22 protein-coding genes and 2 pseudogenes are annotated in these 26,532 nt (G+C 70.6%); 16 read left to right on the top strand and 8 right to left on the bottom strand.

Annotated features, from left to right (window positions below; genetic code table 11):
• Nucleotides 1–123: 123 nt before the first annotated feature.
• The 5 genes and pseudogenes from hpf (at nt 124) to secA (ending at nt 6,036) form a co-directional block, all read left to right on the top strand.
• The gene (gene hpf / locus QQK49_RS05040) at nt 124–774 is read left to right on the top strand and encodes a ribosome hibernation-promoting factor, HPF/YfiA family (RefSeq protein WP_284302994.1); all 651 of its coding nucleotides are present in this window, start codon (nt 124–126) and stop codon (nt 772–774) included.
• Between the two features lie 143 nt (nt 775–917).
• On the top strand, nt 918–1,598 hold the full coding sequence (locus tag QQK49_RS05045; RefSeq protein WP_284302995.1) for a response regulator: 681 nt from the start codon (nt 918–920) through the stop codon (nt 1,596–1,598).
• A complete protein-coding gene (locus tag QQK49_RS05050; protein WP_284302996.1) occupies nt 1,585–2,853 on the top strand; it encodes a winged helix-turn-helix domain-containing protein in 1,269 nt (422 codons plus the stop codon). The genes QQK49_RS05045 and QQK49_RS05050 overlap by 14 nt, the downstream gene beginning before the upstream one ends.
• A gap of 4 nt (nt 2,854–2,857) precedes the next feature.
• Nucleotides 2,858–3,142: a GNAT family N-acetyltransferase gene (locus QQK49_RS05055; protein ID WP_284302997.1), complete on the top strand. Its 285-nt coding sequence runs from the start codon at nt 2,858–2,860 to the stop codon at nt 3,140–3,142.
• Between the two features lie 162 nt (nt 3,143–3,304).
• Nucleotides 3,305–6,036 (top strand): annotated as a pseudogene (secA, locus tag QQK49_RS05060) (preprotein translocase subunit SecA).
• Between the two features lie 19 nt (nt 6,037–6,055).
• On the opposite strand, the gene QQK49_RS05065 reads toward secA, so the two are convergent.
• The gene (locus tag QQK49_RS05065; RefSeq protein WP_284302998.1) at nt 6,056–6,583 is read right to left on the bottom strand and encodes an Rv3235 family protein; all 528 of its coding nucleotides are present in this window, start codon (nt 6,581–6,583) and stop codon (nt 6,056–6,058) included.
• 146 nt (nt 6,584–6,729) lie between these two features.
• Between QQK49_RS05065 and QQK49_RS05070 the strand changes: the two genes are divergently transcribed.
• Nucleotides 6,730–8,229: a WS/DGAT/MGAT family O-acyltransferase gene (locus tag QQK49_RS05070; protein WP_284302999.1), complete on the top strand. Its 1,500-nt coding sequence runs from the start codon at nt 6,730–6,732 to the stop codon at nt 8,227–8,229.
• The gene (locus tag QQK49_RS05075; RefSeq protein WP_284303000.1) at nt 8,226–8,612 is read left to right on the top strand and encodes a DUF6912 family protein; all 387 of its coding nucleotides are present in this window, start codon (nt 8,226–8,228) and stop codon (nt 8,610–8,612) included. The genes QQK49_RS05070 and QQK49_RS05075 overlap by 4 nt, the downstream gene beginning before the upstream one ends.
• Here QQK49_RS05075 and QQK49_RS05080 read toward each other — a convergent pair.
• Together QQK49_RS05080 and QQK49_RS05085 are read right to left on the bottom strand one after the other, a co-directional pair.
• The gene (locus QQK49_RS05080) at nt 8,597–8,887 is read right to left on the bottom strand and encodes a hypothetical protein (RefSeq protein WP_284303001.1); all 291 of its coding nucleotides are present in this window, start codon (nt 8,885–8,887) and stop codon (nt 8,597–8,599) included. The genes QQK49_RS05075 and QQK49_RS05080 overlap by 16 nt on opposite strands.
• Nucleotides 8,884–9,072: a hypothetical protein gene (locus QQK49_RS05085; protein ID WP_284303002.1), complete on the bottom strand. Its 189-nt coding sequence runs from the start codon at nt 9,070–9,072 to the stop codon at nt 8,884–8,886. The genes QQK49_RS05080 and QQK49_RS05085 overlap by 4 nt, the downstream gene beginning before the upstream one ends.
• Before the next feature lie 184 nt (nt 9,073–9,256).
• Between QQK49_RS05085 and QQK49_RS22590 the strand changes: the two genes are divergently transcribed.
• From QQK49_RS22590 to QQK49_RS22600, 4 genes are all read left to right on the top strand, one after another.
• Complete coding sequence (locus tag QQK49_RS22590; RefSeq protein WP_348536089.1) at nt 9,257–11,041, top strand: hypothetical protein; 1,785 nt, start codon at nt 9,257–9,259, stop codon at nt 11,039–11,041.
• Nucleotides 11,042–11,046: 5 nt separating this feature from the next.
• A complete protein-coding gene (locus tag QQK49_RS22595; protein WP_348536090.1) occupies nt 11,047–14,184 on the top strand; it encodes an NAD-glutamate dehydrogenase in 3,138 nt (1,045 codons plus the stop codon).
• Nucleotides 14,185–14,276: 92 nt separating this feature from the next.
• Nucleotides 14,277–15,575, top strand: coding sequence for a PAS domain-containing sensor histidine kinase (locus QQK49_RS05095; RefSeq protein ID WP_348536091.1), 1,299 nt, complete (start codon nt 14,277–14,279; stop codon nt 15,573–15,575).
• An 8-nt stretch (nt 15,576–15,583) separates the two neighbouring features.
• The gene (locus tag QQK49_RS22600) at nt 15,584–15,778 is read left to right on the top strand and encodes an ATP-binding protein (protein ID WP_348536092.1); all 195 of its coding nucleotides are present in this window, start codon (nt 15,584–15,586) and stop codon (nt 15,776–15,778) included.
• 118 nt (nt 15,779–15,896) lie between these two features.
• Here QQK49_RS22600 and QQK49_RS05100 read toward each other — a convergent pair whose 3' ends face one another.
• A complete protein-coding gene (locus QQK49_RS05100) occupies nt 15,897–16,145 on the bottom strand; it encodes a WhiB family transcriptional regulator (RefSeq protein ID WP_009482385.1) in 249 nt (82 codons plus the stop codon).
• Between the two features lie 414 nt (nt 16,146–16,559).
• On the opposite strand from QQK49_RS05100, the gene QQK49_RS05105 reads away from it, so the two are divergent.
• Nucleotides 16,560–18,005 (top strand): nitronate monooxygenase, encoded by a 1,446-nt coding sequence (locus QQK49_RS05105; protein ID WP_284303003.1) that lies wholly within the window; start codon nt 16,560–16,562, stop codon nt 18,003–18,005.
• Nucleotides 18,006–18,016: 11 nt separating this feature from the next.
• Here the strand turns inward: QQK49_RS05105 and QQK49_RS05110 are convergent, their stop codons facing one another.
• Nucleotides 18,017–18,988 (bottom strand): helix-turn-helix transcriptional regulator, encoded by a 972-nt coding sequence (locus QQK49_RS05110; protein ID WP_284303004.1) that lies wholly within the window; start codon nt 18,986–18,988, stop codon nt 18,017–18,019.
• 63 nt (nt 18,989–19,051) lie between these two features.
• On the opposite strand from QQK49_RS05110, the gene QQK49_RS05115 reads away from it, so the two are divergent.
• Together QQK49_RS05115 and QQK49_RS05120 are read left to right on the top strand one after the other, a co-directional pair.
• Nucleotides 19,052–20,077: an ABC transporter ATP-binding protein gene (locus QQK49_RS05115; RefSeq protein WP_284303005.1), complete on the top strand. Its 1,026-nt coding sequence runs from the start codon at nt 19,052–19,054 to the stop codon at nt 20,075–20,077.
• A gap of 79 nt (nt 20,078–20,156) precedes the next feature.
• Complete coding sequence (locus QQK49_RS05120) at nt 20,157–20,900, top strand: ABC transporter permease (protein ID WP_284303006.1); 744 nt, start codon at nt 20,157–20,159, stop codon at nt 20,898–20,900.
• 64 nt (nt 20,901–20,964) lie between these two features.
• Here the strand turns inward: QQK49_RS05120 and QQK49_RS05125 are convergent, their stop codons facing one another.
• Nucleotides 20,965–21,153, bottom strand: coding sequence for a hypothetical protein (locus QQK49_RS05125; RefSeq protein ID WP_284303007.1), 189 nt, complete (start codon nt 21,151–21,153; stop codon nt 20,965–20,967).
• Nucleotides 21,154–21,246: 93 nt separating this feature from the next.
• Nucleotides 21,247–21,849, bottom strand: coding sequence for a TIGR03086 family metal-binding protein (locus tag QQK49_RS05130; protein ID WP_284303008.1), 603 nt, complete (start codon nt 21,847–21,849; stop codon nt 21,247–21,249).
• A 127-nt stretch (nt 21,850–21,976) separates the two neighbouring features.
• On the opposite strand from QQK49_RS05130, the pseudogene QQK49_RS23165 reads away from it, so the two are divergent.
• Nucleotides 21,977–22,747: pseudogene (locus QQK49_RS23165) on the top strand (helix-turn-helix domain-containing protein); the annotation flags it as partial.
• Between the two features lie 102 nt (nt 22,748–22,849).
• On the opposite strand, the gene helR reads toward QQK49_RS23165, so the two are convergent.
• The gene (gene helR / locus QQK49_RS05135; RefSeq protein ID WP_284303009.1) at nt 22,850–24,988 is read right to left on the bottom strand and encodes an RNA polymerase recycling motor ATPase HelR; all 2,139 of its coding nucleotides are present in this window, start codon (nt 24,986–24,988) and stop codon (nt 22,850–22,852) included.
• 316 nt (nt 24,989–25,304) lie between these two features.
• Here helR and QQK49_RS05140 point away from each other — a divergent pair, with 316 nt between their 5' ends.
• The gene (locus QQK49_RS05140; RefSeq protein ID WP_284303010.1) at nt 25,305–26,381 is read left to right on the top strand and encodes an NAD/NADP-dependent octopine/nopaline dehydrogenase family protein; all 1,077 of its coding nucleotides are present in this window, start codon (nt 25,305–25,307) and stop codon (nt 26,379–26,381) included.
• Nucleotides 26,382–26,532 lie beyond the last annotated feature (151 nt).

A 26,532-nucleotide genomic window follows, 5' to 3' on the forward strand; every position in this document is an offset into this window, starting at 1 on the left:
GGGATCAGCCGCCGCACAGCGGAGTTCCGGAACCGGTCGCCATCGGTTTGGCGAAGGGGGTGAAGAACCCGTCGTCCGGGCTCGCGTGAGCCCGTCATCCCCGAACAGCACTGGAGGATTCCCGTGGAGATCGTCGTCACCGGCCGTCAGCTCAAGATCTCGGACCGCTTCAGAGAGGTCCTCGAGGACAAGCTCACCAAGGTCGAGCAACTCGCACCGCGCACGCAGCGCATCGAGGTCGTCCTCACCCACGAGACCGGGCGCGGCACCCCCAAGGGCAGCGAACGACTCGAGATCACCTGCTTCGCCAAGGGACCCGTCGTCCGCGCCGAGGCGTTCGCCGAGGACAAGTATTCGGCCCTGGACCTGGCGCTGGGCAAATTGCAGGAACGGCTCCGCCGAGCAGGCGACCGCCGCAAGGTCTCCCGTCGACGCGGCGGCCCCGACCTCGCCGAGGCGACCTCCGGGCTCAAGATCGCCGAGATGGGCGGACCCGAGCCCACGCAGGATCTCGCGGCCTCCGACGGTGACCCCGCCGAGCGCATCCCGGCCGAGGGCGATTCGCCGATCGGTGTGCGCGAGAAGGTCCACAAGACCTCCCCGATGACCCTCGAGCAGGCCGTGTCGTCGATGGAACTCGTCGGACACGACTTCTTCCTCTTCCACGACAGCGAGACCGACCGGCCGAGCGTGGTCTACAAGCGCCGCGGCTGGGACTACGGAGTCATCCACCTCGAGGTCGACGCCTCGGGCGGTCAGGCGGCCGCCGTCTGATCCACACGGACGCTGCAGTGGTGGGGGCAGGGCGACACGCTCTGCCCCCACCGGCGTCCGAGGCGCGCGTAGGTGCCCGCAGCGCCCACGACACCGGGTTCTCCGTCCCGGAGGGGTTCGGGCCCGCGTGACATGATGACCGGATGAGCGAACAGGCGACGACCGAGGGTCGACGCACGCGAGTCCTCATCGTCGATGACCATGTGCTCTACCGCCGCGGGCTCGAAGTGGTGCTGACCACCGAGGACGACCTGGAGATCGTGGGGGAGGCCGCCGACGGGCCCGAGGCCGTCGGCCGCGTGAAGGAGCTGGCACCCGACGTCGTCCTCATGGACGTGCGCATGCCGGGGGGCGACGGCATCGAGGCGTGCCGCGAGATCCGGGAGAACGATCCCAGCGTGGAGATCATCATGATCACCACCTCGGAGGACGAGCGTGACCTGGTGGCCGCCATCCGCGCGGGCGCCAAGGGCTACCTGCTCAAGGACGCCCCGCCGGAGGACATCATCGACGGCATCCGGGCGGTGCGCGCGGGTCGGTCGCTGTTGTCGCCCTCGCTCGCCTCGACGCTGCTGGAGGAGTTCGCCGCGCTCATCGAGACGGAGGAGCGCGTGGACGATCCCCGGGCGGCGCTCACCGACCGCGAGCGCGAGGTGCTGGCCGTCATCGGGGAGGGGCTGAGCAACCGGGACATCGCCGCGCGCCTGTTCATCAGCGAGAACACCGTCAAGAACCACGTGCACAACATCCTGGACAAGCTCCGGCTCACCTCGAGGACCGAGGCGGCCCTGGTGGCGGCCCGGTGGCGGCGTGACCGCTCCTGAGGCGGCGGCGGGCCCCGTCACCCGGTTGAGCGCGCGACAGGCCCGTCGGGTGGCGTTGGAGGCGCAGGGCTTCGGCCGTCGCCACCGCCCCCGCGGCGAGGTCACCACGGCCCACCTCAAGCGGGTCGTGGACCGCCTGGGCGTGGTCCAGATCGACAGCGTCAACGTCGTCACGCGCAGTCACTACCTCCCGTTCTTCTCCCGTCTCGGACCGTACGACCCCGCTCGCCTCGACCGTCTGCGCGACCGCGGTCCGCGGCACCTGGTGGAGTACTGGGCGCACGAGGCGTCGCTGATCCCTCCCTCGACGTGGCCGCTGCTGGGATTTCGGATGCGCCGCGTGCTGGAGGAGGCGTGGGGCAACATGCAGCGGGTCGTCGCCGAGCATCCCGGGCTCGTGGGGATGGTGCTCGAGGAGGTGGGCACCCACGGGCCCGTCACCGCACGGGAACTCGACGCGCGCCTCAGTCTGGACGCACCGCGGCGCCGCGACCAGTGGGGCTGGAACTGGAGCGCCGTCAAGACCGCCCTGGAGCACCTGTTCTGGGCCGGGCAGATCTGCAGCGCGGGCCGCACCACGCAGTTCGAGCGGCGCTACGTCCTGCCCGAGCGGATCCTCGCCCCCGAGGTCGTCGACCGGGGTCCGCACGGCGCGGCGCCGATGAGCGATGAGGACTCCTTCGCCGCGCTCATCGAGATCTCGGCGCGGGCCCTCGGGGTCGGCAGCGAGCGGTGCCTGCGCGACTACTTCCGGCTCTCGCCCGCGCAGGCGCGGTCGGCGATCACCCGGCTCGTGGCCGACGGAGTGCTGCTGCCGGTGCAGATCGAGGGTTGGCAGCGGCCGGCGTACCTGCACCGGGAGGCCCGCCTGCCCTCACGCCGCACGGAGGCGTGTGCGCTGCTCAGCCCGTTCGACTCGCTCGTCTGGCAGCGCGAACGCACCAGTGCGCTGTTCGGCTTCGACTACCGCCTCGAGATCTACGTGCCGGCGGACCGGCGGGTGCACGGGTACTACGTGCTGCCCTTCCTCCTCGACGACGACCTCCTCGCGCGCGTCGACCTCAAGGCGGACCGGGCCGCGGGAGTCCTGCAGGTCAGGTCGCTGCACTGGGAACCGGCGGCCCAGGGCGGCCGGACACGCGACGCGGCCGAGCGCCTCGCCGCCGAACTCGCGCGACTGGCCGACTTCCTCGGGCTGGGCGCGGTGGCCGGGCCGGACCCCGGCGCACGCGTCGGCGGCGGCGTGGCACGCTGAACCCATGAGTGACGTGCAGGTGACCAAGAACGAGCAGGCGGGTCGGTACGAGGCCCACATCGACGGCGAGCTCGCGGGTTTCGCCGAGTACGAGCGCTCCGAGGGCGTCGTGGAGTTCCCCCACACGGTGACCGAGCCGGAGTTCGGCGGTCGCGGCGTGGCCTCGGCGCTCGCCCGCACCAGCCTGGACGAGGCACGCGCGGAGGGGCTGCAGGTCATCCCCTCGTGTTCGTTCTACGCGGGATGGATCTCCAAGCACCCCGAGTACGCCGACCTCGTGCGTTCCTGAGCGTCCCGGCGCCCCACGGCGGGCCCACCAGGTCACTCGATCACGACCCGCCTGATCGGGGCGTGACAGGTTCGGGGTCTTCCAGCGTTTACCCTTGAGAGACCACCGAGTACGGCGCCGGGCAGGAGTCAGGCGCCGTCGCCATGTGCAAGGAGTCAGGCCGTGCCGAAGATCGTCGACCGAATCCTGCGTGCCGGAGAAGGACGTGTCGTCAAGCGTCTCGAAGGCATCGCGGCTCAGGTCAACGCCATCGAAGAGGACTTCGAGAAGCTCACCGACGCGGAGTTGCGCGAGGAGACCGACGTCTTCAAGAAGCGCATCGCCGACGGGGAGTCGCTCGACAGCCTCCTTCCAGAGGCGTTCGCGGCCGTGCGAGAGGCGGGCAAGCGCACGCTGGGCAAGCGTCACTTCGACGTCCAGATCATGGGTGGTGCGGCCCTGCACATGGGCAACGTCGCCGAGATGAAGACCGGTGAGGGCAAGACGCTGGTCGCGACCCTGCCCAGCTACCTCAACGCCCTCTCGGGCAAGGGCGTGCACGTCATCACGGTCAACGACTACCTCGCCGAGTACCAGTCGGAGCTCATGGGCCGTGTGCACCGCGCACTCGGGCTCGAGACCGGCTGCATCCTCGCGCACATGACCCCCACGCAGCGTCGGGCCGAGTACGCCAAGGACATCACCTACGGCACCAACAACGAGTTCGGCTTCGACTACCTGCGCGACAACATGGCCTGGCAGACCGCCGACCTCGTGCAGCGCGGCCACAACTTCGCCATCGTCGACGAGGTCGACTCGATCCTCATCGACGAGGCCCGCACCCCGCTCATCATCTCCGGCCCCTCGGACGCGGCCACCAAGTGGTACACGCAGTTCGCGCGGCTGGTGCGGCATCTCGACCGTGGCACCCCGGCCGACCGCATGCGCGGCATCGAGTCCACGGGCGACTACGAGGTCGACGAGAAGAAGAAGACCGTCGGCATCCTCGAGCCGGGCATCGAGAAGATCGAGGACCTGCTCGGTATCGACAACCTCTACGAGGCGGTCAACACCCCGCTCATCGGCTACCTGAACAACGCCATCAAGGCCAAGGAGTTGTTCAAGCGCGACAAGGACTACGTCGTCATCGACGGCGAGATCCTCATCGTCGACGAGCACACCGGCCGCATCCTCAAGGGACGCCGGTACAACGAGGGCATGCACCAGGCCATCGAGGCCAAGGAGGGGGTGGAGATCCAGAACGAGAACCAGACCCTCGCCACGGTCACCCTCCAGAACTACTTCCGTCTCTACGACAAGCTCGCCGGCATGACCGGTACGGCGCAGACCGAGGCCGCCGAACTCCACCAGATCTACAAGGTGGGCGTGGTGCAGATCCACACCAACCGCCCGATGATCCGCAAGGACCAGTCGGACCTGGTGTACCGCACCGAGAAGGCCAAGTTCGACGCGGTCGTCGAAGACATCGTCGAGCGTCACGCGGCCGGTCAACCGGTGCTGGTCGGCACCACGAGCGTGGAGAAGAGCGAGTACCTCAGCAGCAAGCTGGAGGAGCGTTCGGTCGCACACGCCGTGCTCAACGCCAAGCAGCACGAGCGTGAGGCGAGCATCGTCGCCGACGCGGGTCGCAAGGGCGCCGTCACCGTGGCCACCAACATGGCCGGTCGCGGTACCGACATCATGCTGGGCGGCAACCCCGAGTTCCGTGCCGTCGCCGCGCTCAAGCAGCGCGGACTCTCCCCGGAGGAGACCCCCGAGGAGTACGAGGCCGCCTGGGACGACGCGCTGGCGCAGGCCGAGCGCGAGGTGGTCTCCGAGCACGACGAGGTCACCGAGCTGGGTGGCCTGTACGTGCTCGGCACCGAGCGTCACGAGTCGCGCCGCATCGACAACCAGTTGCGGGGTCGCTCCGGCCGTCAGGGAGACCCGGGGAGTCCCGCTTCTACCTGTCGCTGCAGGACGACCTCATGCGCATGTTCAACGCCTCCCTCGTCGACCGGTTCATGACGTCGGCGGGCATGGACGACTCGGTCCCGATCGAGTCCAAGCTCGTCAGCCGCTCGATCCAGAGCGCGCAGACGCAGGTCGAGGGCCGCAACTTCGAGATCCGCAAGAACGTCCTCAAGTACGACGACGTGCTCAACACCCAGCGCAAGGTCATCTACGAAGAGCGGCGCCGCGTGCTCGAGGGCGAGGACCTCACCGAGCAGATGCGCCACTTCCTCACCGACGTCGTCGAGGGGTACGTCCACGCCGCGACGGCCGAGGGATTCTCCGAGGACTGGGACCTCGATCAGCTCTGGGCCGCCTGCGGCACCCTGTACCCGATGGGCGTCACCATCGACGAGGTCCTCGAGGCCGCCGGTGGTCTGCCGGGCATCGACGCCCAGGTGCTCAAGGACGAACTGCTCAGCGACGCCCACCGCGCGTTCGATGCCCGCGAGGCCGAGCTCGGTCCGCGCGCGCTGCGTGAGGTGGAGCGGCGCGTCGTGCTGTCGGTCCTGGACCGCAAGTGGCGCGAGCACCTCTACGAGATGGACTACCTCCAGGAGGGCATCGGCCTGCGGGCGATGGCTCAGCGCGACCCGGTCGTGGAGTACAGCCGCGAGGGCTACCAGATGTTCAACGCGATGCTCGAGAGCATCAAGGAGGAGTCGGTCGGTTACCTGTTCAACGTCGACGTGCAGATCGACGAGAGCCAGTTGCCGCCGGAGGAGGGCGAGGACTCCGGTGTCGCCGTCCGCGGTGACGGGCTCGAGGTCAACCGCCGTGAGGCGTTGCAGTACTCGGCGCCCGCGGAGGACGGATCGGTCGAGCGTCACCGCGACGACAGCAGTCGCGACCGCAAGTCGCGCCGGGCCGCCAAGCGCGCCCAGCGCAAGAAGGGCCGCTGAGCCTCGACACTCTCTGGCGCTAGCCGATCTCGCAGGCGGTGACGAGCCAGCGCCCGTCGAGTCCTTCGAGGCGTAGGGCCATGACGCGCACCCGCTGGTGGTCGTCGAGCACGGCGCAGGCCTCGACGATGCTCGTGTCCTCCGTCTGCGTGACGACGGTGGCGCGCACGCGTCGCAGTCGGATCGGGCGTCGGGTGTTGCCGCCCCGGCGGGCGGCGCGCCCGGAGCGGCGCACCACCGAGTCGTACACGTGCGGGCCGAGCCAGCGCATGACCTGGGTGGCCGGGCGTGCGCCGATGGCCGCCTCGTAGAGGGCGACGGCGACCCGGCACGTCCAGTCGTGCGGATCGGGCAGGGCGGACAGGGCCGTGCCGATCGGGCCGAAGTCGTCGACGAGTCGCAGCGTGGGAGCGCCCTCGCGAGGGTGATCCGTGCTCGCCTCGGACCCGGCCGCGCGAGGTGCCGCCTCCGCCAGGGGGTGGATGCGGATGGCCGGACGGTAGGCCTGCACGGCGAGGCCGGTGTGAACGGCGTGGACGGCGGTCATGACGACTCCTCGATGGGGACTGCCGGGAGGGGACCCGAGCGCTGCTGGTGTCAAGTATGGGGCGCGGGGTGCGACCCACATCCGGGCGCGTTCACAGACCCTGGGGACCGCGGTGCCGAGCCCTGTCCCCGTGGCACGATGACGAGGTGCCTGATCGACTGAGCCCCGTGGATGCCTCCTTCCTCTACCTCGAGGAGCCGACGACGGCCATGCACGTCGGGTCCGTGATGATCCTCGAGGGCCCGCAGGCGGCGCGGGAACGCGGCGGCGACCGCGGTGATGCGCCCGACCGGCGGGCTCTTCAGCACGAGGACCTCATGGCCCTCGTGGCCGACCGGATCGGGGAGAACTCGCGCTACCGGCAGCGGGTCCGTGAGCTGCCCGGGCGGATCTCGGGGCCGGTGTGGGTCGACGACGTCGACTTCGACCTCAGCTACCACGTGCGGCGCTCGGCGTTGCCCGCGCCGGGCTCGGAGGAGCAACTCGCCGAGTTCGTCGCGCGCATCCAGAGCCGGCCGCTGGATCGCGAACACCCGCTGTGGGAGCTGTACGTCGTCGAGGGCCTGGAGCACGGGCGGATCGCCCTGGTCACCAAGACCCACCAGGCGCTCGTCGACGGGATCACCGCGGTCGACATCGGCCACCTCATGCTCGATCCCGAACCGGTGACGGACATCCCGCGGCCCCCGTCGTGGACCTCGAGGCGTGAACCGAGCGACGTCCAGCTCGTGGCCGACGCGGTGCGCGACTTCGCCCGACGTCCCCTGACGCTCGTCGAGCGGATCCGCGGAGGGATCGTCGGTGGTGCCGTCGACGCCGCGCGGGGGACCCTCGGTGGGGCGGGCAGTCTCGTGACGCAGGTCGCGCGCACCGCGGCCAGCCCGGCCCCCTCCAGCGCACTCAACGCGCGCGTGCGGGCCACACGGCGCTTCCGGATGCTGCGCACCGATCTGGCGGAATACCGCGCGGTGCGCGACGCCATGGCCACCGCCGACAGGCACGTGGAGGTCACCGTGACCGACGTCGCGCTCACCGTCCTCACCGGGGGTCTGCGCACGTGGCTGCAGGCGCGCGGCGAGCCGGTGCACTCGGCGACCACGGTGCGTGCGATGGTGCCGATCAGCGTCTCCGAGGGCGGGGCCGAGATGACCTCGGGTGATCGCGGGGTCTCCTCCAGCCAGGTGCTCGCCTGCTTCGTCGACCTGCCCGTGGGGGAGCCGAGCAGCCGGCTCAGGCTGGAGCGGATCGCGTATCAGACCCGGCATCAGGCCCGGTCCTCGCATGCCATCCCTGCGGCTGCGCTGACCGGGGTCGCGGGCTTCGCGCCGCCGACGCTGCACCATCTGGGCGCCCGGCTCGCCAACGCCGTCACGCGGCGCCGGTTCAACCTCGTCGTCACCAACGTGCCCGGCCCCCAAGTGCCCCTCTACGTCGGTCGCGCCCGGATGGAGGCGACGTACCCGGTGATGCCGTTGAACCGGGGCCAGGCCCTCGCCATCGGACTGACCTCCTACGACGGGGAGGTCTTCATCGGTCTCAACGGTGACCGGGCGGCGATGGCGGATCTGGGGATCCTCGCCGACGGGGTCGTCGACGCGTTGGCCGAACTGCAGACGGTCGTGGGAGTCAAGGAGTTCGAGGTATGAGCGTGCGTGTGTACCTGGCCGCCGGAACGGACGGTGTGCGGGCGTTGCGGGACTCGGGTGAGCTGCGGGCACCCGCCTTCTTCGTCACCCCCGCCATGCGGGCCGAGGACCCGAGGGCGGACGAGGAGGACCTCGAGTACGAGGCGGCACTCCTCGCCGAGGAGGCGGCGCGGGAGGCCGATGCCGGTGTCGTGGTCGTCGCCGCCGACGTGCCCGCGAGCAGCGTCGCCGACGTCGAGACCCCACCTGTCGTCCTCGGGCCCGTGCCCCGATCGGCCGTCGTGTCACTGCACGTCGCCGAACACGGCGGGGGAGTCGAGGACGAGCTTCTCTGGTACGACGTCGCCGAACTCGACGACGTGGCGGCCTACCTTCGGATCTGACTCTCGTCGGCGAGGATCCGGCGCGCCGCGGAGGCCAGCGCAGTGTGCGGGTGCGGTCTGCCGGAGCGCGGTGGTGCGGGGTCGCGCATCTCGCCTGCGAAGCGGGTCAGCGCGCCGGCGAGTTCCTCCATCGCGCCGGCCAGCTCCGCCGCGTCGCGAGCAGCACCCTGGTCGAGGGCGTCGGCCTCGGCGATCGCCGCCCGCAGCATCCGTGCACCGGCCTGCAGATCGGCGGCGAGCGCCGCGCACGATCCCGCGTCACCCGCGCGGTTCACCGGTGATCCTCCGCGAGCCGCGCCAGCCGCGCTTCCAGGCGGTCCAGGGCGTCGTCGAGCACCACCTGCGTGCGGTCGTCACCGGTGTCCGGGGACGCCCGGTGCAGGCGTTCGACGATCTCCAGGGCCACTTGGCCGATCGATGTTCCGGAACCGGCCGGGCTGCCGGGTGCGGCGCTGTCCACGCCCCCAGCGTACGGCGCATGTCGCGCGGCACCGCCGGGTTGTTCCCGCCACGCCGCGGGCACGTCACCCGACCCGGGTCGCGGAGTAGCGCTCTTCACGTGGTTCCCGGCCCCCGATGTCGGTTTGTTCGAACCAGGGGCAGGAGCCCAAGCGGCCTCCTAGCATCGAGGGAGCAAGTACACCGTGGTGCGAGCGAAGGAGAAGGACGCGATGGCGACGTCGTTGGAGGAATCTCGGCAACAGCTGTTGGCCTCGGCCGCGGAGATGGTCGACCGGCACGAGGGCGGATCCGCCGAACTGCTCCTGACGCGGTACTACCGGCACATGCTCACCGAGGACCTTCTCGCCCGCCGCAGCGAAGACCTCCTGGGTGCCGTCGTCTCGCACCGCAGCCTCGCCCACGAGCGCCCGGTCGGCATGCCCAAGGTGCGCGTCTTCACGCCCTCGGTCGAGCAGGAGGGCTGGTCGACGGGCAACACCGTCATCGAGATCGTCACCGACGACATGCCCTTCCTCGTCGACTCCGTCAGCGCCGAACTCGCCCGTCAGGGCCGGGTGCTGCATCTCATGGTCCACCCCCAGATGGTCGTCCGCCGCGACGCGGCCGGCGTGCTGCAGGAGGTCCTCGACCGCGACGTGGCCGACGCGCCCGAGGAGTTCGGGATCACCACCGAATCCTGGATGCACCTGCAGATCGGCCGAGAGAGCGACCCGGCCGAGCGCGAGCGTCTCGCGGGTTCGCTGCTGCAGATCCTCGAAGACGTGCGGCTCTCGGTGGAGGACTGGCCGCGGATGGCCGCGCGTGCCAGCGCCGTCGCCGAACAGCTGCGCGACGACCCGCCGGTCGGCATCGACGCCGAGCGCGTCGGCCAGGTGCGGGGGCTGCTCGAGTGGATGGCCACCGACCAGTTCACCTTCCTCGGCTACCGCCAGTACCGCCTGGTGGAGAAGGACGGCCGCCCTGCGCAGATCCCGATCTCCGGAACCGGCCTGGGGTTGCTGCGCCACGACGGGCCGAGCGAGACCGTCGACTCCATCGACCGGGTGAGCTTCCTGCCGCCCGGTCCCGTGGCCGACAAGGCCGCCGAGAAGCGCCTCGAGGTCATCACCAAGGCCAACTCGCGCAGCACCGTGCACCGCTCGGCCTACCTCGACTACGTCGGCATCAAGACCTTCGACGCCGCCGGTGAGGTCACCGGCGAGCACCGGTTCCTCGGCCTGTTCACCGCCAGCGCCTACACGTGGTCGGTCAAGACCGTGCCGTACCTCAGCGAGAAGGTCGCCTCGATCATCGAGCGCAGCGGATTCGCGCCCGACTCCCACCTGGGCAAGGACCTCCTGGGAGTGCTCGAGACCTACCCGCGTGACGAACTGTTCCAGGCCGACGTCGGCGTCCTGACCGACACGGCCGTCGCCGTCGTCCACCTGCGCGAACAGCGACGCACCCGGCTCTTCCTGCGGCAGGACGAGTACAACCGCTTCATGTCGTGCCTGGTCTACCTGCCGCGCGACCGCTACACCACGCCGGTCCGCCTGCGCATGGAGGCGTTGCTCAAGGAGGCGTTCAACGGCGCGAACGTCGAGTACACGACCCGCGTGTCGGAGTCGAGCCTCGCCCGGCTGCACTTCGTCGTGCGGGTCGAGCCCGGTGAGAGTCTGCCCGCCGTCGACGTCGAGGAGTTGCAGCGCCGGCTCATCGACACCACGCGGTCGTGGGACGAGGACCTGGCGGACTCCGCCCGTGGCGAGTACGGGGAGGAGCAGGGCAGCCGGCTCGTCTCCAAGTACCGCCACGGATTCCCCGAGGGGTACAAGGCCGACTTCACGCCGCGTATCGCGGTGGCCGACCTGCGGCACCTGGAGGAACTCACCGAGGAGGGCCAGTTCCGGCTCAACCTGTACCAGCCCACCTCGGCCCCGCAGGGGAGCGCCGGCTCAAGCTGTACCGGCGCGGCCGGCTCACCCTGAGCAACGTGCTGCCGGTCTTCGCCGACATGGGCCTGGAGGTCACCGACGAGCGGCCGTACGAGGTCCTCGACTCCTCGGGCGCCGTCTTCCACATCTACGACTTCGGCCTGCGCGCCTCCTCCGAGGCGGCGTGGACCCAGGGTCCCGAGGGCGTGCGCGCGGTCTTCCAGGACGCCTTCGAGGCTGTCTGGACCGACCTCGCCGAGAGTGACGGGTTCAACGCCCTGGTCCTGCGCGCCGGCCTCACCTGGCGTCAGGTCGTCATCCTGCGCACCGTGGCCACCTACCTGCGTCAGGCGGGAACGACGTTCAGCCACCGCTACATCCAGGACACCCTGCGCACCAACGCGCACATCGCGCGGATGCTCGTGGAGTTCTTCGAGGCGCGGTTCGACCCCGCCCACCCCAGTGGCGAGGACATGGCCGGCCGCGACGAGGCGCAGCGGGTCGTGGAGGCGTCGATCCTCGAGGCGCTGGAGAGCGTGGCGAGCCTGGACGAGGACCGCATCGTGCGCGCCTTCCTCGACGTCCTCAAGGGGTCGCTGCGGACCAACTTCTACCAGCGTCGCGACGACGGGCACGGCGGGGAGACGTTCAAGCAGACCGTCTGCCTCAAGCTCAACCCCGGCGCGATCCCCGGCCTGCCCGAGCCGCGGCCGATGTTCGAGATCTGGGTCTACGGACCCCGCGTCGAGGGCGTGCACCTGCGCTTCGGCAAGGTCGCCCGAGGAGGTCTGCGCTGGAGTGACCGCCGTGAGGACTTCCGCACCGAGATCCTCGGCCTGGTCAAGGCGCAGATGGTCAAGAACGCCGTTATCGTGCCCACCGGCAGCAAGGGCGGCTTCGTCGCCAAGCAGTTGCCCGACCCCTCCGACCGGGACGCGTGGCTGGCCGAGGGCATCGAGTCCTACAAGCTGTTCATCTCCAGCCTGCTCGACGTCACCGACAACCTGATCAAGGGCGAGGTCGTGCCGCCGCCGAACGTGGTCCGGCACGATCCCGACGACACCTACCTCGTCGTCGCCGCCGACAAGGGCACGGCCAAGTTCTCCGACATCGCCAACGGCGTGGCGCAGTCCTACGGCTTCTGGCTCGACGACGCGTTCGCCTCCGGCGGGTCGGCCGGCTACGACCACAAGGGCATGGGTATCACCGCGCGCGGTGCGTGGGAGTCGGTCAAGCGGCACTTCCGCGAGATGGGCCACGACACCCAGACCGAGGACTTCACGGCCGTCGGTGTCGGTGACATGAGCGGCGACGTGTTCGGCAACGGCATGCTGCTCTCGGAGCACATCCGTCTCGTGGCCGCCTTCGACCACCGGCACATCTTCGTCGACCCCGACCCCGACGCCGCCACCGGATACGCCGAGCGCCGACGCCTGTTCGAGCTGCCCCGCTCCTCCTGGGCCGACTACGACACCTCCCTCATCAGCGAGGGCGGCGGGGTGTACCCGCGCACGGCCAAGTCGATCCCGGTGAGCGCGCAGATGCGCGCCGCTCTGAGCCTGGAGGACGGCGTGGAGAAGATGACGCCGACCGAACTCATGCAGGCCATCCTGCTGGCGCGGGTCGACCTGCTGTGGAACGGCGGCATCGGCACCTACATCAAGGCCTCCATCGAGGACCACGGCCGGATCGGCGACCGGGCCAACGACGCCATCCGCGTCGACGGCCGCGACCTGCGCGTCAAGGTCGTCGGCGAGGGCGGCAACCTCGGCGCCAGCCAGCTCGGCCGCATCGAGGCCGCGCTGGCCGGGGTGCGGATCAACACCGACGCCATCGACAACTCCGCCGGCGTCGACACCTCCGACCACGAGGTCAACATCAAGATCCTGCTCACCGACCTCATGCGCGAGGACGACCTCACGCTCAAGCAGCGCAACGAGTTGCTCGCGTCGATGACCGACGACGTCGGCCGCAAGGTGCTGCGCGACAACTACGAGCAGAACGTCCTGCTCGGCAACGCGCGCCGCCAGGAGTACCGGATGGTCGGCGTGCATCAGCGCTTCATGAACTGGCTGTCGGAGCGCGGGGAGTTGGACCGCCAGCTGGAGTTCCTGCCCAGCGACGCCCGCATCGAGGAGCGGGTCGCCGAGGGGCGCGGTCTCACCTCACCGGAGTTCGCGGTGCTGGTGGCCTACGCCAAGCTGGCGCTCAAGGCCGACCTCATCGAGGGCGACCTGCCCGACGAGCCCTGGTTCACCGGCACGCTGGCGGAGTACTTCCCGGCGCCGATCCAGGAGCGCTACGGCGACCGGCTGGCCGATCACCCCCTGCACCGCGAGATCGTCGTCAACTCGGTGGCCAACTCCATCGTCAACCGCGGCGGGATCACGTTCGTCTACCGCACGATCGAGGAGACGAGCGCGAGCACCGAGCAGATCGCCCGCGCGTTCGTCATCGCCCGCGAGGTGTTCGACCTCAAGGGGTTCGTCGAGCAGGTGGAGCGTCTGGACAACATCGTCTCCACCGACGCGCAGACCTCGCTGTACCTGGAGTTCCGCCGGCTGATGGATCGAGCGGTCCGGTGGTTCCTGCAGAACCGGCCCTCCCCGCTGGACGTCGGCGCCGAGATAGGGCGCTTCCGCGGCGCGGTGGAGGAGCTGGGGGTCCGGGTGCCGGACTGGCTGCTGGGCACCGAGCGCGGCCGGCTGCGCAGCGACGCCGAGGGCTACATGGCTCAGGGCGTGCCCGAGGAGCTCGCAGTCGAGACGGCCTCGCTGCTCGACCGGTTCAGCCTGCTCGACATCGTCGAGCTCGCGGCCGAGCAGTCCGCCGGGCCCGAGGAGTTGGCGGCGTTGTACTTCGCCACCTCCGAGCGGTTCGACGTCGACGTCATGCTCTCGCGGGTGGGCACGCTGCCGCGTGAGGACCGGTGGGACGCCCTGGCCCGCGGCGCCATGCGCGACGACCTCTACGCGGTGCTCGAGGGCCTGACGAGGGTCATCCACGAGACGACCGACACCTCCGCCGACACGGCGGCCCGCATCGACGAGTGGTGCGCGGCCAACTCCACCGCTCTCGAACGCAGCCGCACATCGCTGGCCGACATCGCCGAGCTCGAGTCCCCGGGCGTCGCACCGCTGTCGGTGGCGCTGCGGACCCTGCGCGGACTCGTGCGGGCCGGCAGCGTCACGAGCTGACCCCGGCGACGCCGGCGCACCCGCGCCCGCCGGTCCACCGCCTGCGGCCCGTCGCCCTTCGGGGGTGACGGGCCGCTGGCTACCCTGGGGTCATGCCGTCGTTGAGCAGCCTCCTCGAGCGGATCGGCACGGCGCCGGCCGATGCCGAATGGCTCCACCTCCTCGTCGGGGACTGGCAGCTCATCTCCGACCTGTCGTTCGCCGACCTCGCCCTGTGGGGTCGCACCGAGCAGGGGAGCGTCGCGAGGTGGACCTGCCTCACGCACGTGCGGCCCAACACGGGCCCGTTGGTCTTCTACGACGACATGGTGGGCAAGGAGGCCGACCCCTCCCGGCGCCGACTCCTCGTGCGGTGCCTCACGACCCAGCAGCTCGTCACCGACGAGAGGCCGGACTGGCGCGAGGACATGCCGCTGCGGGAGGAGGCCATCCCCGTCATGTCCGAGGGGCGGGTCATCGCGGTGATGACGCGCCACAGCAACCTCGCCTCGATGCGCACGCCGAGTCGGCTCGAGATTACCTACCGCGCCACGGCCGACGCCCTCGTGGGCATGGTCGCCAGCGGTCACTTTCCCCAGCGCGGGGCGATGACCGGCAGGCGGCGGGGGATGCCGCGGGTCGGCGACGGGGTCGCGCGTATCGACCTGGACGGGATCGTCACCTACGCCAGCCCCAACGCGATCTCGGCCCTGCACCGGTTCGGTGAGCACGGGCGGGTGCTGGGGGACTACCTCAGCCGGATGGTGACCGAGCACCTCGACGACCACTCGGTGGTCGACGAGTCGCTGCCGCTCGTGCTCACGGGCAAGGCGGCCATCACCACGGAGGTCGAGGGCCTGGGGGTCAGCCTGACCCTGAGGTCGATCCCGTTGAGCGACAACGGGCGACGCATCGGTGGCCTGGTGCTCGTCCGCGATGTCAGCGAGCTGCGGCGGCGCGAACGTGAACTCCTCACCAAGGACGCGACGATCCGCGAGATCCACCACCGGGTCAAGAACAACCTGCAGACCGTCGCCGCCCTGCTGCGTCTGCAGTCCCGGCGGGTCACCGACGAGCAGGCCCGCGGGGCGCTGCAGGAGGCCGAGCGGCGCATCGGGTCCATCGCCGTGGTGCACGAGGCGCTGAGCCGCACCATCGACGAGGCGGTCGACTTCGACGCCATCGTGTCGCGCGTGTTCACCTCACTGGTGGAGGTCGCGGGGCGGGGCAAGGCCGCGGAGTGGCGGTTCGACGGCAGCTTCGGGATGGTGGCCGCCGAGGACGCCAACGCGCTGGCCATGGTCGTCACCGAACTCGTCCACAACGCGGTCGAGCACGGCCTGGCCGACACCGACGGGGGACTCGTGCGCCTGCGGGCCACGCGGCACCGGCAGGGGAGGAGCAGCGGCTGACCGTCGACGTGGAGGACGACGGCAGCGGGCTGCCCGAGGGATTCCGGCCCGGGCGCTCCGGGCTCGGCACGCAGATCGTCACGGCACTCGTGCAGGACCTGCGCGGGTCGATCACGTGGTCGCGCCGCGACGAGGGTGGGACGCGGGTGACGTTCGACGCGCGCCTGCGCCCGATCTCGGGGACCGAACGCCGGGGGATGTGAACGCCGCCCTTGCCGTCGAGGGCGTAGGTCGAGGGAGGGGCCCCCGACGGACCGATGACCGGCCCCGTCGGGGCCGGTCATCGGGTCATCGGCTCGGGTGAGCCGGCGTGCGAACGGTTCAGCCGGCCCTGCGGGCCCGGGCGTTGCGGCGCTTGAGAGCGCGACGCTCGTCCTCGGACAGACCGCCCCAGACTCCGGCGTCCTGACCGGATTCCAGAGCCCACTTCAGGCAGGTGTCCTGGACCTCGCAGCGACGGCAGACGGCCTTGGCCTCTTCGATCTGCATGAGGGCGGGACCGGTGTTGCCGATGGGGAAGAAGAGTTCGGGGTCCTCGTCCAAGCATGCAGCGCGGTTACGCCAGTCCATGCGGGTACTCCTTGCCTCGCTGTTTGAACCAGGGCGGGGGTCGTGCCTGGGCAGGCACGGACGTCCGTCTTGGTCGGGGATGACATCATCGCGGGGAGCCGCAGGCTGTTGTCACAGCCTGTGCGACCCCCGTCGGGCACTCGAATCAACGCATCGTCGTTCGGTGTTGTTCCCTCAAGCCTCACAGAGATGCCCAGGGCACACAAGGGGATCGAGCTGTTTTGCGCACATGGTCGAAAGTGACCTTCGCCACAGAAGGGTGCAGAGACATCTTACTGCATCGGCATGAATTCGTCACCGCCCCGGGCGGCCTCGCAAGTGACCCGTCCGTATCGCGAAACCGGGCGTGCGCCCCCGGTTCCGACCCCCTACGTTACCTACGTTGACGTAAGTTACGGTTCCGGAGGTCCGAACGTGGTCGCACCCGACGCACCCCTGATCATCCAGGGTGGGATGGGCGTCGCCGTCTCGTCCTGGCAACTCGCCCGAGAGGTCTCCCTCGCCGGGCACCTGGGCGTGGTCTCGGGGACGGCGCTCGACGCCGTGCTCGCACGCTCGCTGCAGGACGGCGACCCCGGTGGCCACCGGCGCCGCGCCCTCGAGCACTTCCCCGACCAGGAGATGGCCGCGCGCGTCGTCGAGCGCTATCACCGGCCCGACGGACGGCAGGGGCGTCCCTACCGCCCGAACCCGACGCTGACGGTCACCCCGAGCACGGCGGCGATCGAGCTGAGCGTCCTCGGCAACTTCGTCGAGGTGTGGCTCGCCAAGGAGGGCCACGACGGGCTAGTCGGCATCAACTTCCTCGAGAAGATCCAGATGGGCACCCCCGCCGCGGCTCTCGGCGCGATGCTCGCGGGCGTCGACTACGTGCTCATGGGGGCGGGCATCCCGCGCGAGATCCCCAAGCTGCTGCGCGATCTCGAGGCCGGGCGCACCGGCGGCGTCACCATCGACGTCGCGGGAGCGACCACGCGGCACGTCAGCACCATCGACCCGGTATCGGTCATGGGTGCTCATCTGCCGCAGCTGCGGCGTCCGAAGTTCCTCGCCATCGTCTCGCTGCACTCCCTGGCCACCTACCTCAACCGCGACCCGGACATCCGCCCCGACGGCTTCGTCGTCGAGGGTCCGCCGGCCGGTGGCCACTCCGCCCCGCCGCGCGGTCGGATGACCCTCGACGAGCACGGCGAGCCGGTCTACGGCGACCGCGACATGGCCGACCTCGCGGCCGTCGCCAAGCTGGGACTCCCCTTCTGGCTGGCGGGCGCCCACGGCACGCCCGAGGGTGTGGTCGCCGCGCGTGAGGCCGGCGCCGTCGGCGTCCAGGCGGGCACCGTCTTCGCCCTGTGTGAGGAGTCCGGTCTCGCCCCCGAGATCCGCGGTGAGCTCGTGGCGGCCCTGGGTCGCGACGAACTCCACGTGCGCAACGACCCCCGCGCCTCGCCGACGGGGTTCCCGTTCAAGATCGCGAACATCGCCGGCACCATGTCCGAGCCCGAGACGTACGAGGCTCGCCCGCGGCTGTGCGACCTGTCCTACCTGCGCAGCCCCTACGAGCGGCCTGACGGCAGCCTCGGCTACCGGTGCGCGTCCGAGCCCGTCGACGTCTACCTCAAGAAGGGTGGCGACATCGCCGACACCGTGGGTCGGATGTGCCTGTGCAACGGCCTCATGGCCAACATCGGCATCGGGCAGGAGCGCAAGGACGGCTACGTCGAGGCTCCCGCGATCACGCTGGGGCAAGATCTGCAGGGCGCTCACCGTCTGCTCAAGGCGCACCCGGAGGGCTGGAGCGCCCGCGACGCGCTGGCCTGGCTCTGCTCACAGGTCGACGCCCCCGTCGGCGCCGTTCAGTAGTCACGACCGCCTCACCCGGGCGTGGTGCACCGCGTCAGACGGTCGCCGGCGGCGCGTACCCGCTCGGCCAGTTCGGGCGGGCCGAGCACCGTGAAGTCGGCGTCGACCGCCGCCAGGAGCATGACCGGCCACTCCAGGGTGTCCACGCCGAGGCGCCAGCGGACCGCCGTGCCCTCCTGCGTGAGCTCACCCCAACCGCCGGTGGCCTCCCGCACGACGTCCAGGCTCGTCTCGAACCGCACGTCGGCGACGTAGGCGCGGGGCCGGTCACGTCGGCCGCGCTTGACGTACTCCAGCGCCGACCCGCCCGGGATCTCGCGCGGGGAGAACCGGCCGCCGAACACCCGCACGTCGTCGACGCGATCCAGCCGGAACGACCGCCAGTCCTGGCGCACCAGGTCGAAGGCCACGAGATACCAGCGCTGCGCGTAGCTGACGAGCTGGTGCGGCTCGACCCGCCGATCGGTGCGTTCCCCGGAATGGGCGACGTACCCGAACCGGACGATGTCGTGATCGCGACAGCACGCGGCGAGGGTGGTGAGGATCGTGGCGTCGATGGTGGCCCGGCGGCGGCCATGGCCGTTCGGTCCCGTGAGCGCCCCCGGCATCGCCGCGTCGAGGGCCTCCATGCGGCCGCGTAGAGCCGGCGGCATCATCGCGACCACCTTGGTCAGCGCACGGACCGCCACCTCGCCTCCGCCGTCGAGCACGGAGGTCGCGTGCGAGCGGAGCCCCACGGCGATCGCCACCGCCTCGTCGTTGTCGAGCAGCAGCGGAGGCAGTGTCTTGCCCGCCCGCAGTTGGTATCCGCCGGCCACACCGCGGGCGGCGTCGACGTCGTAACCGAGGCCGCGGAGCCGATCGACGTCCCGGCGCAGCGTCCGCTCGCTCACCTCGAGCCGGTCGGCCAGTTCGCTTCCGGGCCAATAGCGGTGGGTCTGCAGGAGGGAGAGCAGCCGCAACATGCGCTCGCTGGTCGTCATGGTCTCGATGATAGGAATCATTGAGGTCAGAAAATGACCGGATCCCGCTCTAGCGTCCCGGCCATGAGAACCCCAGCAATCGAGACCACGGATCTCACCAAGACCTTCACCCGCGGGAAGAGCACGGTGGTCGCCGTCGACCGGCTCACCCTCGCCGTCGAGCCCGGCGAGCTCGTCGCGTTCCTCGGCCCCAACGGCGCCGGCAAATCCACCACGCTGCGGATGCTGACCACGCTCGTGGCACCCACCTCCGGCACGATGCGGCTGCTCGGGCGCGACGTCGTCGCCGATCCGGCCGGAGCGCGACGCTGCTTCGGTTTCGTCGGCCAGGGCAACGGCGCCGCCAACATCCAGTACGGCCGCGACGAGGTGATCGGCCAGGCGCTCGCCCACGGTTTCGGTCGCCGCGAGGCCCGGGTGCGCGCCGACGAGATCATCGAGGTGCTCGGCCTCACCGAGTTCGCCCGTCGCCCCGTGCAGACGCTCAGCGGCGGGCAGCGTCGCCGCTTCGACATCGCGATCGGCCTCGTCAACCGGCCCGAAGTGATGTTCCTCGACGAACCCTCGACCGGCCTCGACCCGGCCAACCGCGCCCACCTGCAGACCCTCATCACCGACCTCCATGCCCGCACGGGCTCCACGATCGTCCTGACCACCCACTACCTCGAGGAGGCCGACGCGCTCAGCCGGCGCATCCTCGTGATCGACCACGGGCGGCTCATCGCCGACGACACCGCCGACAACCTCAAGGCCGCGCTCGGCGACCTCGTGGTGCTCCACTTCGCCGATCCCGCGTCGGCGCAGACGGCCGCGCCTGTCCTGCAGCGTCGTCACGACCGGGTGGAGATGCTCGAGAACCGCGTGCACGTGCGCACCGGTCGGGGGCCGTTCGTGGCCCTCGACCTCGTGGAGGCCGTGCGCGCCGAGGGCTATGAGGTCGGCGGTCTCGAAGTGAGCCGCCCCTCCCTCGACGACGTCTTCCTCGACCTCACCGGCCGCAGCCTGCGCGAGTCGGCGCCGAACGCCGATCCGACCCTCGATCCCACCGTCGAACCCGGCACGACGATGTCTGAGGAGGCCGTGGCATGAGCGGCGAGGAAGGACGAGTACGGCCTGCAACGGAACTCACAGCCCGCACGTGTGAGTCCGACGAGCACGAGGAGTGGACATGAGCATCGCCCGTCACACCGGCATCGTCTTCTCCCGCGAGGTGAAGCCGTTGCTGCGTTCACCGTTCCAGATGGTCATCTCGGTGCTGCAGCCGATGATGTTCCTCGCCCTGTTCGCGCCGCTGCTGCCGGGCGGGGCGACTCCGGAGACCCTGCAGTGGTTCGTGCCCGGCATGGTGGCGATGTCGTGCCTCACGGCCGCCACGATGACCGGCTCGAATCTCATGTACGAGATGCAGACCGGCTCCCACGAGAGGCTGCTCGTCTCGCCGCTGTCGCGGTCGTCGTTGCTGCTCGGCCGCGCTCTCAAGGAGGTCGTGCCGGTCGTCGCGCAGGTACTCGTGCTCGTGCTGGTGACCTGGCCGTTCGGATTCGCGGTGCATCCGCTGGGTATCGCGGTCGCCGTGGTGCTGCTCGGCCTCTTCAGCGTGGGGGTGGGGGCGCTGTCGTTCGCGCTCGCACTCGTGAGCAAGCACAGCGACTGGATGTTCTGGACCGTGCAGCAGACCCTGCTCTTCCCCGTGCTGCTCTCGGCCGGCGTGCTCCTGCCCCTGGACAACGCACCGGCGTGGCTGCGCCTGCTCTCGCAGGTGAATCCGTTGGCCCACGTGGTCGAGGCGACCCGCGAGCTGTTCGCCGGACGGTTCCCGGTGGACGCGGTCGGAGCAGGCTTCCTCGCGACCGGCATCCTCGTGGCGGTCGGCCTCGCCGTCGGCATCCGCGCGATGCAGAAGGCGGACTGATCTCAGCGTGCGACCGGGGTGACGTGGTCGCGGGGGAGTCCGCGGCCGTGGGCAGGGTCGTGCGTCACCGGATCTCGACGCGCGCCCATTCCTCGCTGCGGTAGAAGCGGCGCACCTCTTCCCAGTACCCGGCGCGCAGGAACGACACCTTGAGGGTGCCGCTGTAGTCGTCGCGCTCGGCGGTCCAGGCGCCGTCGCCGGTGCGCCCGTACTCATCGACGGTGCCGTCGCGGCGGGTGACACGGACGCCCACGGGTGTTCACCTCCTGCGGGTGGCTGACGTCCTGCCATGGTGACGCAGCCCCCGCCGTCGGCGCCTCCTCACGTGTATCCCTGAGGTGGCGTCTCAGCCCTGCGCCGACGTCCATTCCGGATCGCGTCCCGCGAACCCGACGAGCCGGTCCAGCGCGGGCGCGTCGGCGGCGACGGGCACCTCCTCACCGAACATCCCTGCGGGGCCGCGGTACTCGGGCGTCACCATCCCCTGGAGGAACTCGTGGGCCGCGGTCACGGTCTCCTCCTCGGGCGCCCAGGACGATCCGGTGGCCCGCTCGAGGTCCCAGCCGTGCACGACGTACTCCCCGAGCATCATCGACAGCGCCATGTCACCGGGCATCCCACCCTGCGCGGCGATGACCAGCGGTCGCTCGTCGGCTCCGTCACGCAGGGCCCGGTCGAGCACGCCGGCCGCCGCTCGTACCCGCTCCGGTGCGTCCGCGCGGGGAACCTCGAGGTCGCTGACGTCGGAGCGTGGGCAGGTGCCGTCATCACTGGCGAATCCGGCCGCGAAGTTCTCCAGCCAGCCCACGACGTGACCGGTGAGTGCGGCGACGTCGTACTCGGAGCAGGGCGTGGGCAGGGAGCGCTGTCCGTCGTCGATCTCGTCGAGGAGAGTCGCGAGGTCGTCGAGGACGACCGCGATGCGGGCGCGGGTCTGATCTGTCGTCATGTTCAGGATCGTGCAGGACGTTCCGGATAAGGGTCTTGAACAAACGCGACACCGTACCGTGGCCGCTGTGAGCGAGTGGCGCGGCGAGCTGGCACGCGACAGCCGGGGCATCCTCGACCCGGGCCGGATGCACGAGCACGTCGACTTCGACCGGCGTCCGCCGAGCGGGGTGCTCGTCGGTCTCGTGCAGTGGTTCTGGGTCGTGCGGTGGTCGTTGCCGCAGGGGCAGGAGTTCGTCCAGCCGGTACTCACCCACCCGTCGGCCAATCTCAGCGTCGGCATGGCGAGCAGCCGAGGGCTCGACAGCGACGCGGTGGAGGCCACCCTCGTGGGCGTGCAGACGGGCCTCGATCGCCGCCGGTTGCGGGGAGAGGGGTGGAACGTCGCCGCCAAGCTCGAACCGGGGGCGCTGGGCGCGTTCATCGAGCAACCCGCCGTGGCGATGATCGATCGGATCGCGCCCCTGGGTGAGCATCTGCACCTCGACGCGGAAGCGCTGGTCGCCCGTGTCAGCGAGGCAGCTCCCGACGTCGCGGCGCAGATCGGAGCGCTTGCCGAGGCGCTCACCGGCGTCGTCGCGACCGTGGACCCCGGACGGAGATCGCGCGTGGCTCACGCCGTCGACGTCGCGTCGTGCATCGAGCATGACCGTTCCGTGACGAGCGTCGCCGAGCTCGCCGCCCGCACCGGATGTGGCGTGCGATCCCTGCAACGGCTGTTCCGCGACCACGTCGGGGTGTCGCCGTTGTGGACGATCCGTCGCCATCGGCTCATCGACGCCGCCGACGCGGCGCGTGCGGGACGGCCGCCGTCGTGGTCGGCCTTGGCCGCCGATCTCGGCTACGCCGACCAGTCGCACCTGGCTCGCGACTTCCGGGCCACGGTCGGCCTGACGCCGAGTGACTACGCCGCCTCGGTCGTGCCACTTCACCCGGAAGGCGGCGACCCCCGCGACGAGACGGTGCCTAGCGGACGACCACCATCGTCGAACGGACCGTGCTCAGCCGCTCGTCAGGACGACGAGTCTCCGTGTCGCCCGGGTCATCGCGACGTAGCGGTCGACGGCGCCCTCGACGCCGTCGCCGAACCGGTCGGGGTCGACGAGGACGACGAGGTCGAACTCGAGCCCCTTGGCCAGCTCGGGGGTCAGCGACCGGACCCGTGGCCGCGCGCGGAACGTGGGATCGCCGATGACCGCGGCGATGCCCTCGGGTTCGGCGTCGAGCCAGGCGTCGACGATGAACGTCAGCTCGGTGGTCGACCCGTAGGTGACGGGAATGCCGCTGTCCCGCACGGAGGTCGGGACGTTCGCGTCCGGCAGCACCGCACGGATCACCGGCTCGGCCTGCTCCATGATCTCCGTCGGGGTCCGGTAGTTGATGCTCAGCGTCGCGAGCCTCACCCGGTCGAGGCCGACCCGCTCGAGCCGCTCCTGCCAGGTCTCTCCGAAGCCGTGCCGGGCCTGGGCGCGGTCGCCGACGACCGTGAAACTCCTCGACGGACACCGCAGGAGCAGCATCTGCCACTCGGCGTCGGTGAGCTCCTGAGCCTCGTCGACGACGACGTGCGCGAACGGGCCTGCCGTGAGGTCGGGATCGACGCGCAGCTGCGCGGTCTCGTCCACGAGCGCGTCCTGCAGGTCCTGACCCCGCAGCATCGACATCACCAGGAGGTCGGAGTCGTCGGCCGCGATGAGGTCGTCGACGACGTCGGCCCGCAGCCTGCGCTCGTCGGCCATCGCCTGCTCGGCCCGTCGCCGGCGTCGCGACGTCTCCGGGTCACCCACGCGCTGCCGTGCCGCGTCGAGCAACGGCAGGTCGGAGATCGTCCAGGCCCGAGGGTCCTCGCGTTGCAACGCGCGGACCTCTTCTCGGCTGAGCCACGGCGCGCACCGGCGCAGGTAGGCGGGCACCGTCCAGAGATCCCCGACGAGGTCGGCCGGGTCCAGCAGCGGCCAGGCCCGGTTGAAGGCAGTCGTGAGGTCGGTGTTCGCGAGCAGCGAGCGGCGGAGCACCTCCGGCGGGACGCCCACGTCGCCGAGTCTGTCGAGGAGGATCTCGACGAGTTCGGTCCACACCTGGTCACGCGCGTCGTTGTGGGGTGTCCCCGGGTCCGGACACGCGAACGCCTCCGCCCAGTCGGCACCGCGGAGCACCACCTCGCCTCCGTCGGTCTCCACCACCATCGCCTCCGTCGGGGGTTCCTCGTAGAGGCGCACGGCGGGCTCGATCGCCGTCACCATGTCGGCGGAGGACTTGAGGCGGGCCACCTCGGCGTCGGTCTCGGGGACCGCCTGAGCCCCCTCGGCGACGAGGTCGCGCAGCGTGCAGGTCTGCACGCCCTCCTCGCCGAGGCTGGGCAGCACGTCGCCGACGTAGTGCAGGTAGGGCCGGCTGGGTCCGACGACGAGCACCCCGCCCCGGTGGTGGCCGAGTCGCGGGTCGGAGTACAGCAGGTACGCGGTGCGGTGCAGGGCCACGACCGTCTTGCCCGTGCCCGGGCCGCCGTCGACGACGAGCGCTCCCTTCGAGCCCGCGCGGATGATCGCGTCCTGGTCGGCCGCGATGGTGCCGAGCACGTCACGCATCCGCGGCGACCGGCTCTCGCCGAGACTGGCGATGAACGCCGACTGGTCGTCGAGCGCGGCGTGGCCCTCGAGTGCGTCGGGGCTGAACACCTCGTCCCAGTAGTCGCTGACGCGGCCGCGGGTCCAGCGGTACCGGCGACGACTGGACAGCCCCATCGGGTCCGCGTGCGTCGCACCGAAGAACGGCTCCGCCGCGGGGGAGCGCCAGTCGACGAGCAACTGACGCCCGGTGCCGTCGGTGAGTCCCAGGCGACCGACGTAGACGGTCTCGGAGGCCGTGACCATCCGCCCCAGGCAGGCCTCCACCTCGAAGCGGCGCAGGGCACGCAGGCGGGCGGTGAGCCGGTGGACCTCCTGGTCGCGGTCCAGCGCCTGCTGCCCGTGGCCGCCCGGCGCCCTGCGTGCGGCGTCCAGGCGCTCGGACAGGTCGGCGATCGATTCCTCGAGACTCGTCGCGATGGAGGCCAGATGCCGCTCGTCGGCCTCGACGAGCGCGGGATCGGCCTTGCCGGACAGATGGTCGCGCAGGTCGAAGATGCTCGGGATGTTCACGTCATCAGCTCCATGAGCAGCGGATTCGCGTCCGGATCGGGCCGCGGATGACGATTGTGCGCGCTCTTCGGGGCCTTGCCGCAAGCCCCCGGGCGCGGTATACGTTGGAGGTGGAAGGGGATCTCGATCCCCTTCCTTTCTTGTGTCCCGGTCCTGGTGCCCCGACGCATCCCGCCGGGCCCGATGCCCACGCGGCACGACAGTGGGCCGGGCCTGCCGCCCGAAGGGGTGAAAGCACCTACTCGCCCCGGACCCACGTGGCGCCGGGATCGGCAAGGATCACCGCAGACCCGACCGACGACGAAGGAGCACGATCATGCGCGTCACCATCATGGGATCCGGCAACGGAGCCACCGCAGCCGCGTTCGAGTGGGCGGAGGCCGGGCACGACGTCGCGATGTGGGACTTCGAGCGGTTCGGCGACAACATCGCCGCCATCGCGAAGGCCGGCGGTATCGAGGGACGCGTGAAGTTCGAGGGGACCGCCCCGATCGGCTACGTCGGCCACGACCTCGACCGCGCGCTGGAGGGCGCCGAACTCGTCATGATCGTCGGACCCGCCTACGCGCACGAGGCGATGGGCGAGGCGCTGCGCGGCAAGCTGACCACCGACGCGGCCTACTGTCTGCTGCCGAGCGCCTGCAACGGCGCGGTCGTCGTCAAGCAGACCCTCCGGCTCGACCTCATGGACGACACCTACCTCATCGGCGAGACGAGCACCCTGCCCTACGGCTGCCGCCTGGTCGAACCCGGTGTCGTGCGGGTGACCACCAGGGTCCTCGACGGCCTGTACGTCGCCGCGCTGCCGAGCACCCGCACCCCCGAACTCCTCGAGAAGCTGCAGACCGTGTGGCCGCAGGCCGAGGCCGCCAAGAACGTCCTGCAGACCACGCTGCAGAACGCCAACCCGGTCCTCCACCCGGCGATCATGCTGATGAACGCGAGCCGCATCGAGAACACCGGCGGCGACTTCCTCTTCTACACCGACGGCGTCACCCCGGCCTCGGCCCGGCTGATCGAGACCGTCGACAACGAGCGGCTGGCGCTCGGGCGCGCCCTGGGGATCGACATCGTCGCCGATCCCGAGCTCGGCCTGCGGCAGGGCTACCTGTCCGAGGCGACCTACCTCAAGGGGTACAACCAGGGCATCGGGTTCGCGAAGTCGCAGGCGCCGAAGTCGCTGGACTTCCGCTACCTCACCGAGGACGTGCCCTACGGCCTCGTGTTCGCCTCGGAGCTGGCCAGGCAGGTCGGTGTGCCCACGCCCGCCATCGACACCGTCATCTCGATGGCCTCGATCATCCTCGGCACCGACTTCCGGGCCGAAGGCAAGCGACTGCCTGCGGATCTCGGCTTCGGCGAGCTGAGTCTGGAGCAGGTGCGCGGGCTCTGAGCACGGCGCTGGGCGCCGCGGCGATCCGACTCGCTGCCAACACGTCCTCATCGGCTACGTTGTCCCAATGAAGTGGGCGTTGAGACAGCTCGGCCCGCGCAATCTGGCGCGCGCGTTCGGCTGGTACCTGGCCGCTTCGACGGCTGCGCAG

Source organism: Mobilicoccus caccae (assembly GCF_030161635.1).
Lineage (GTDB): Bacteria > Actinomycetota > Actinomycetes > Actinomycetales > Dermatophilaceae > Mobilicoccus > Mobilicoccus caccae.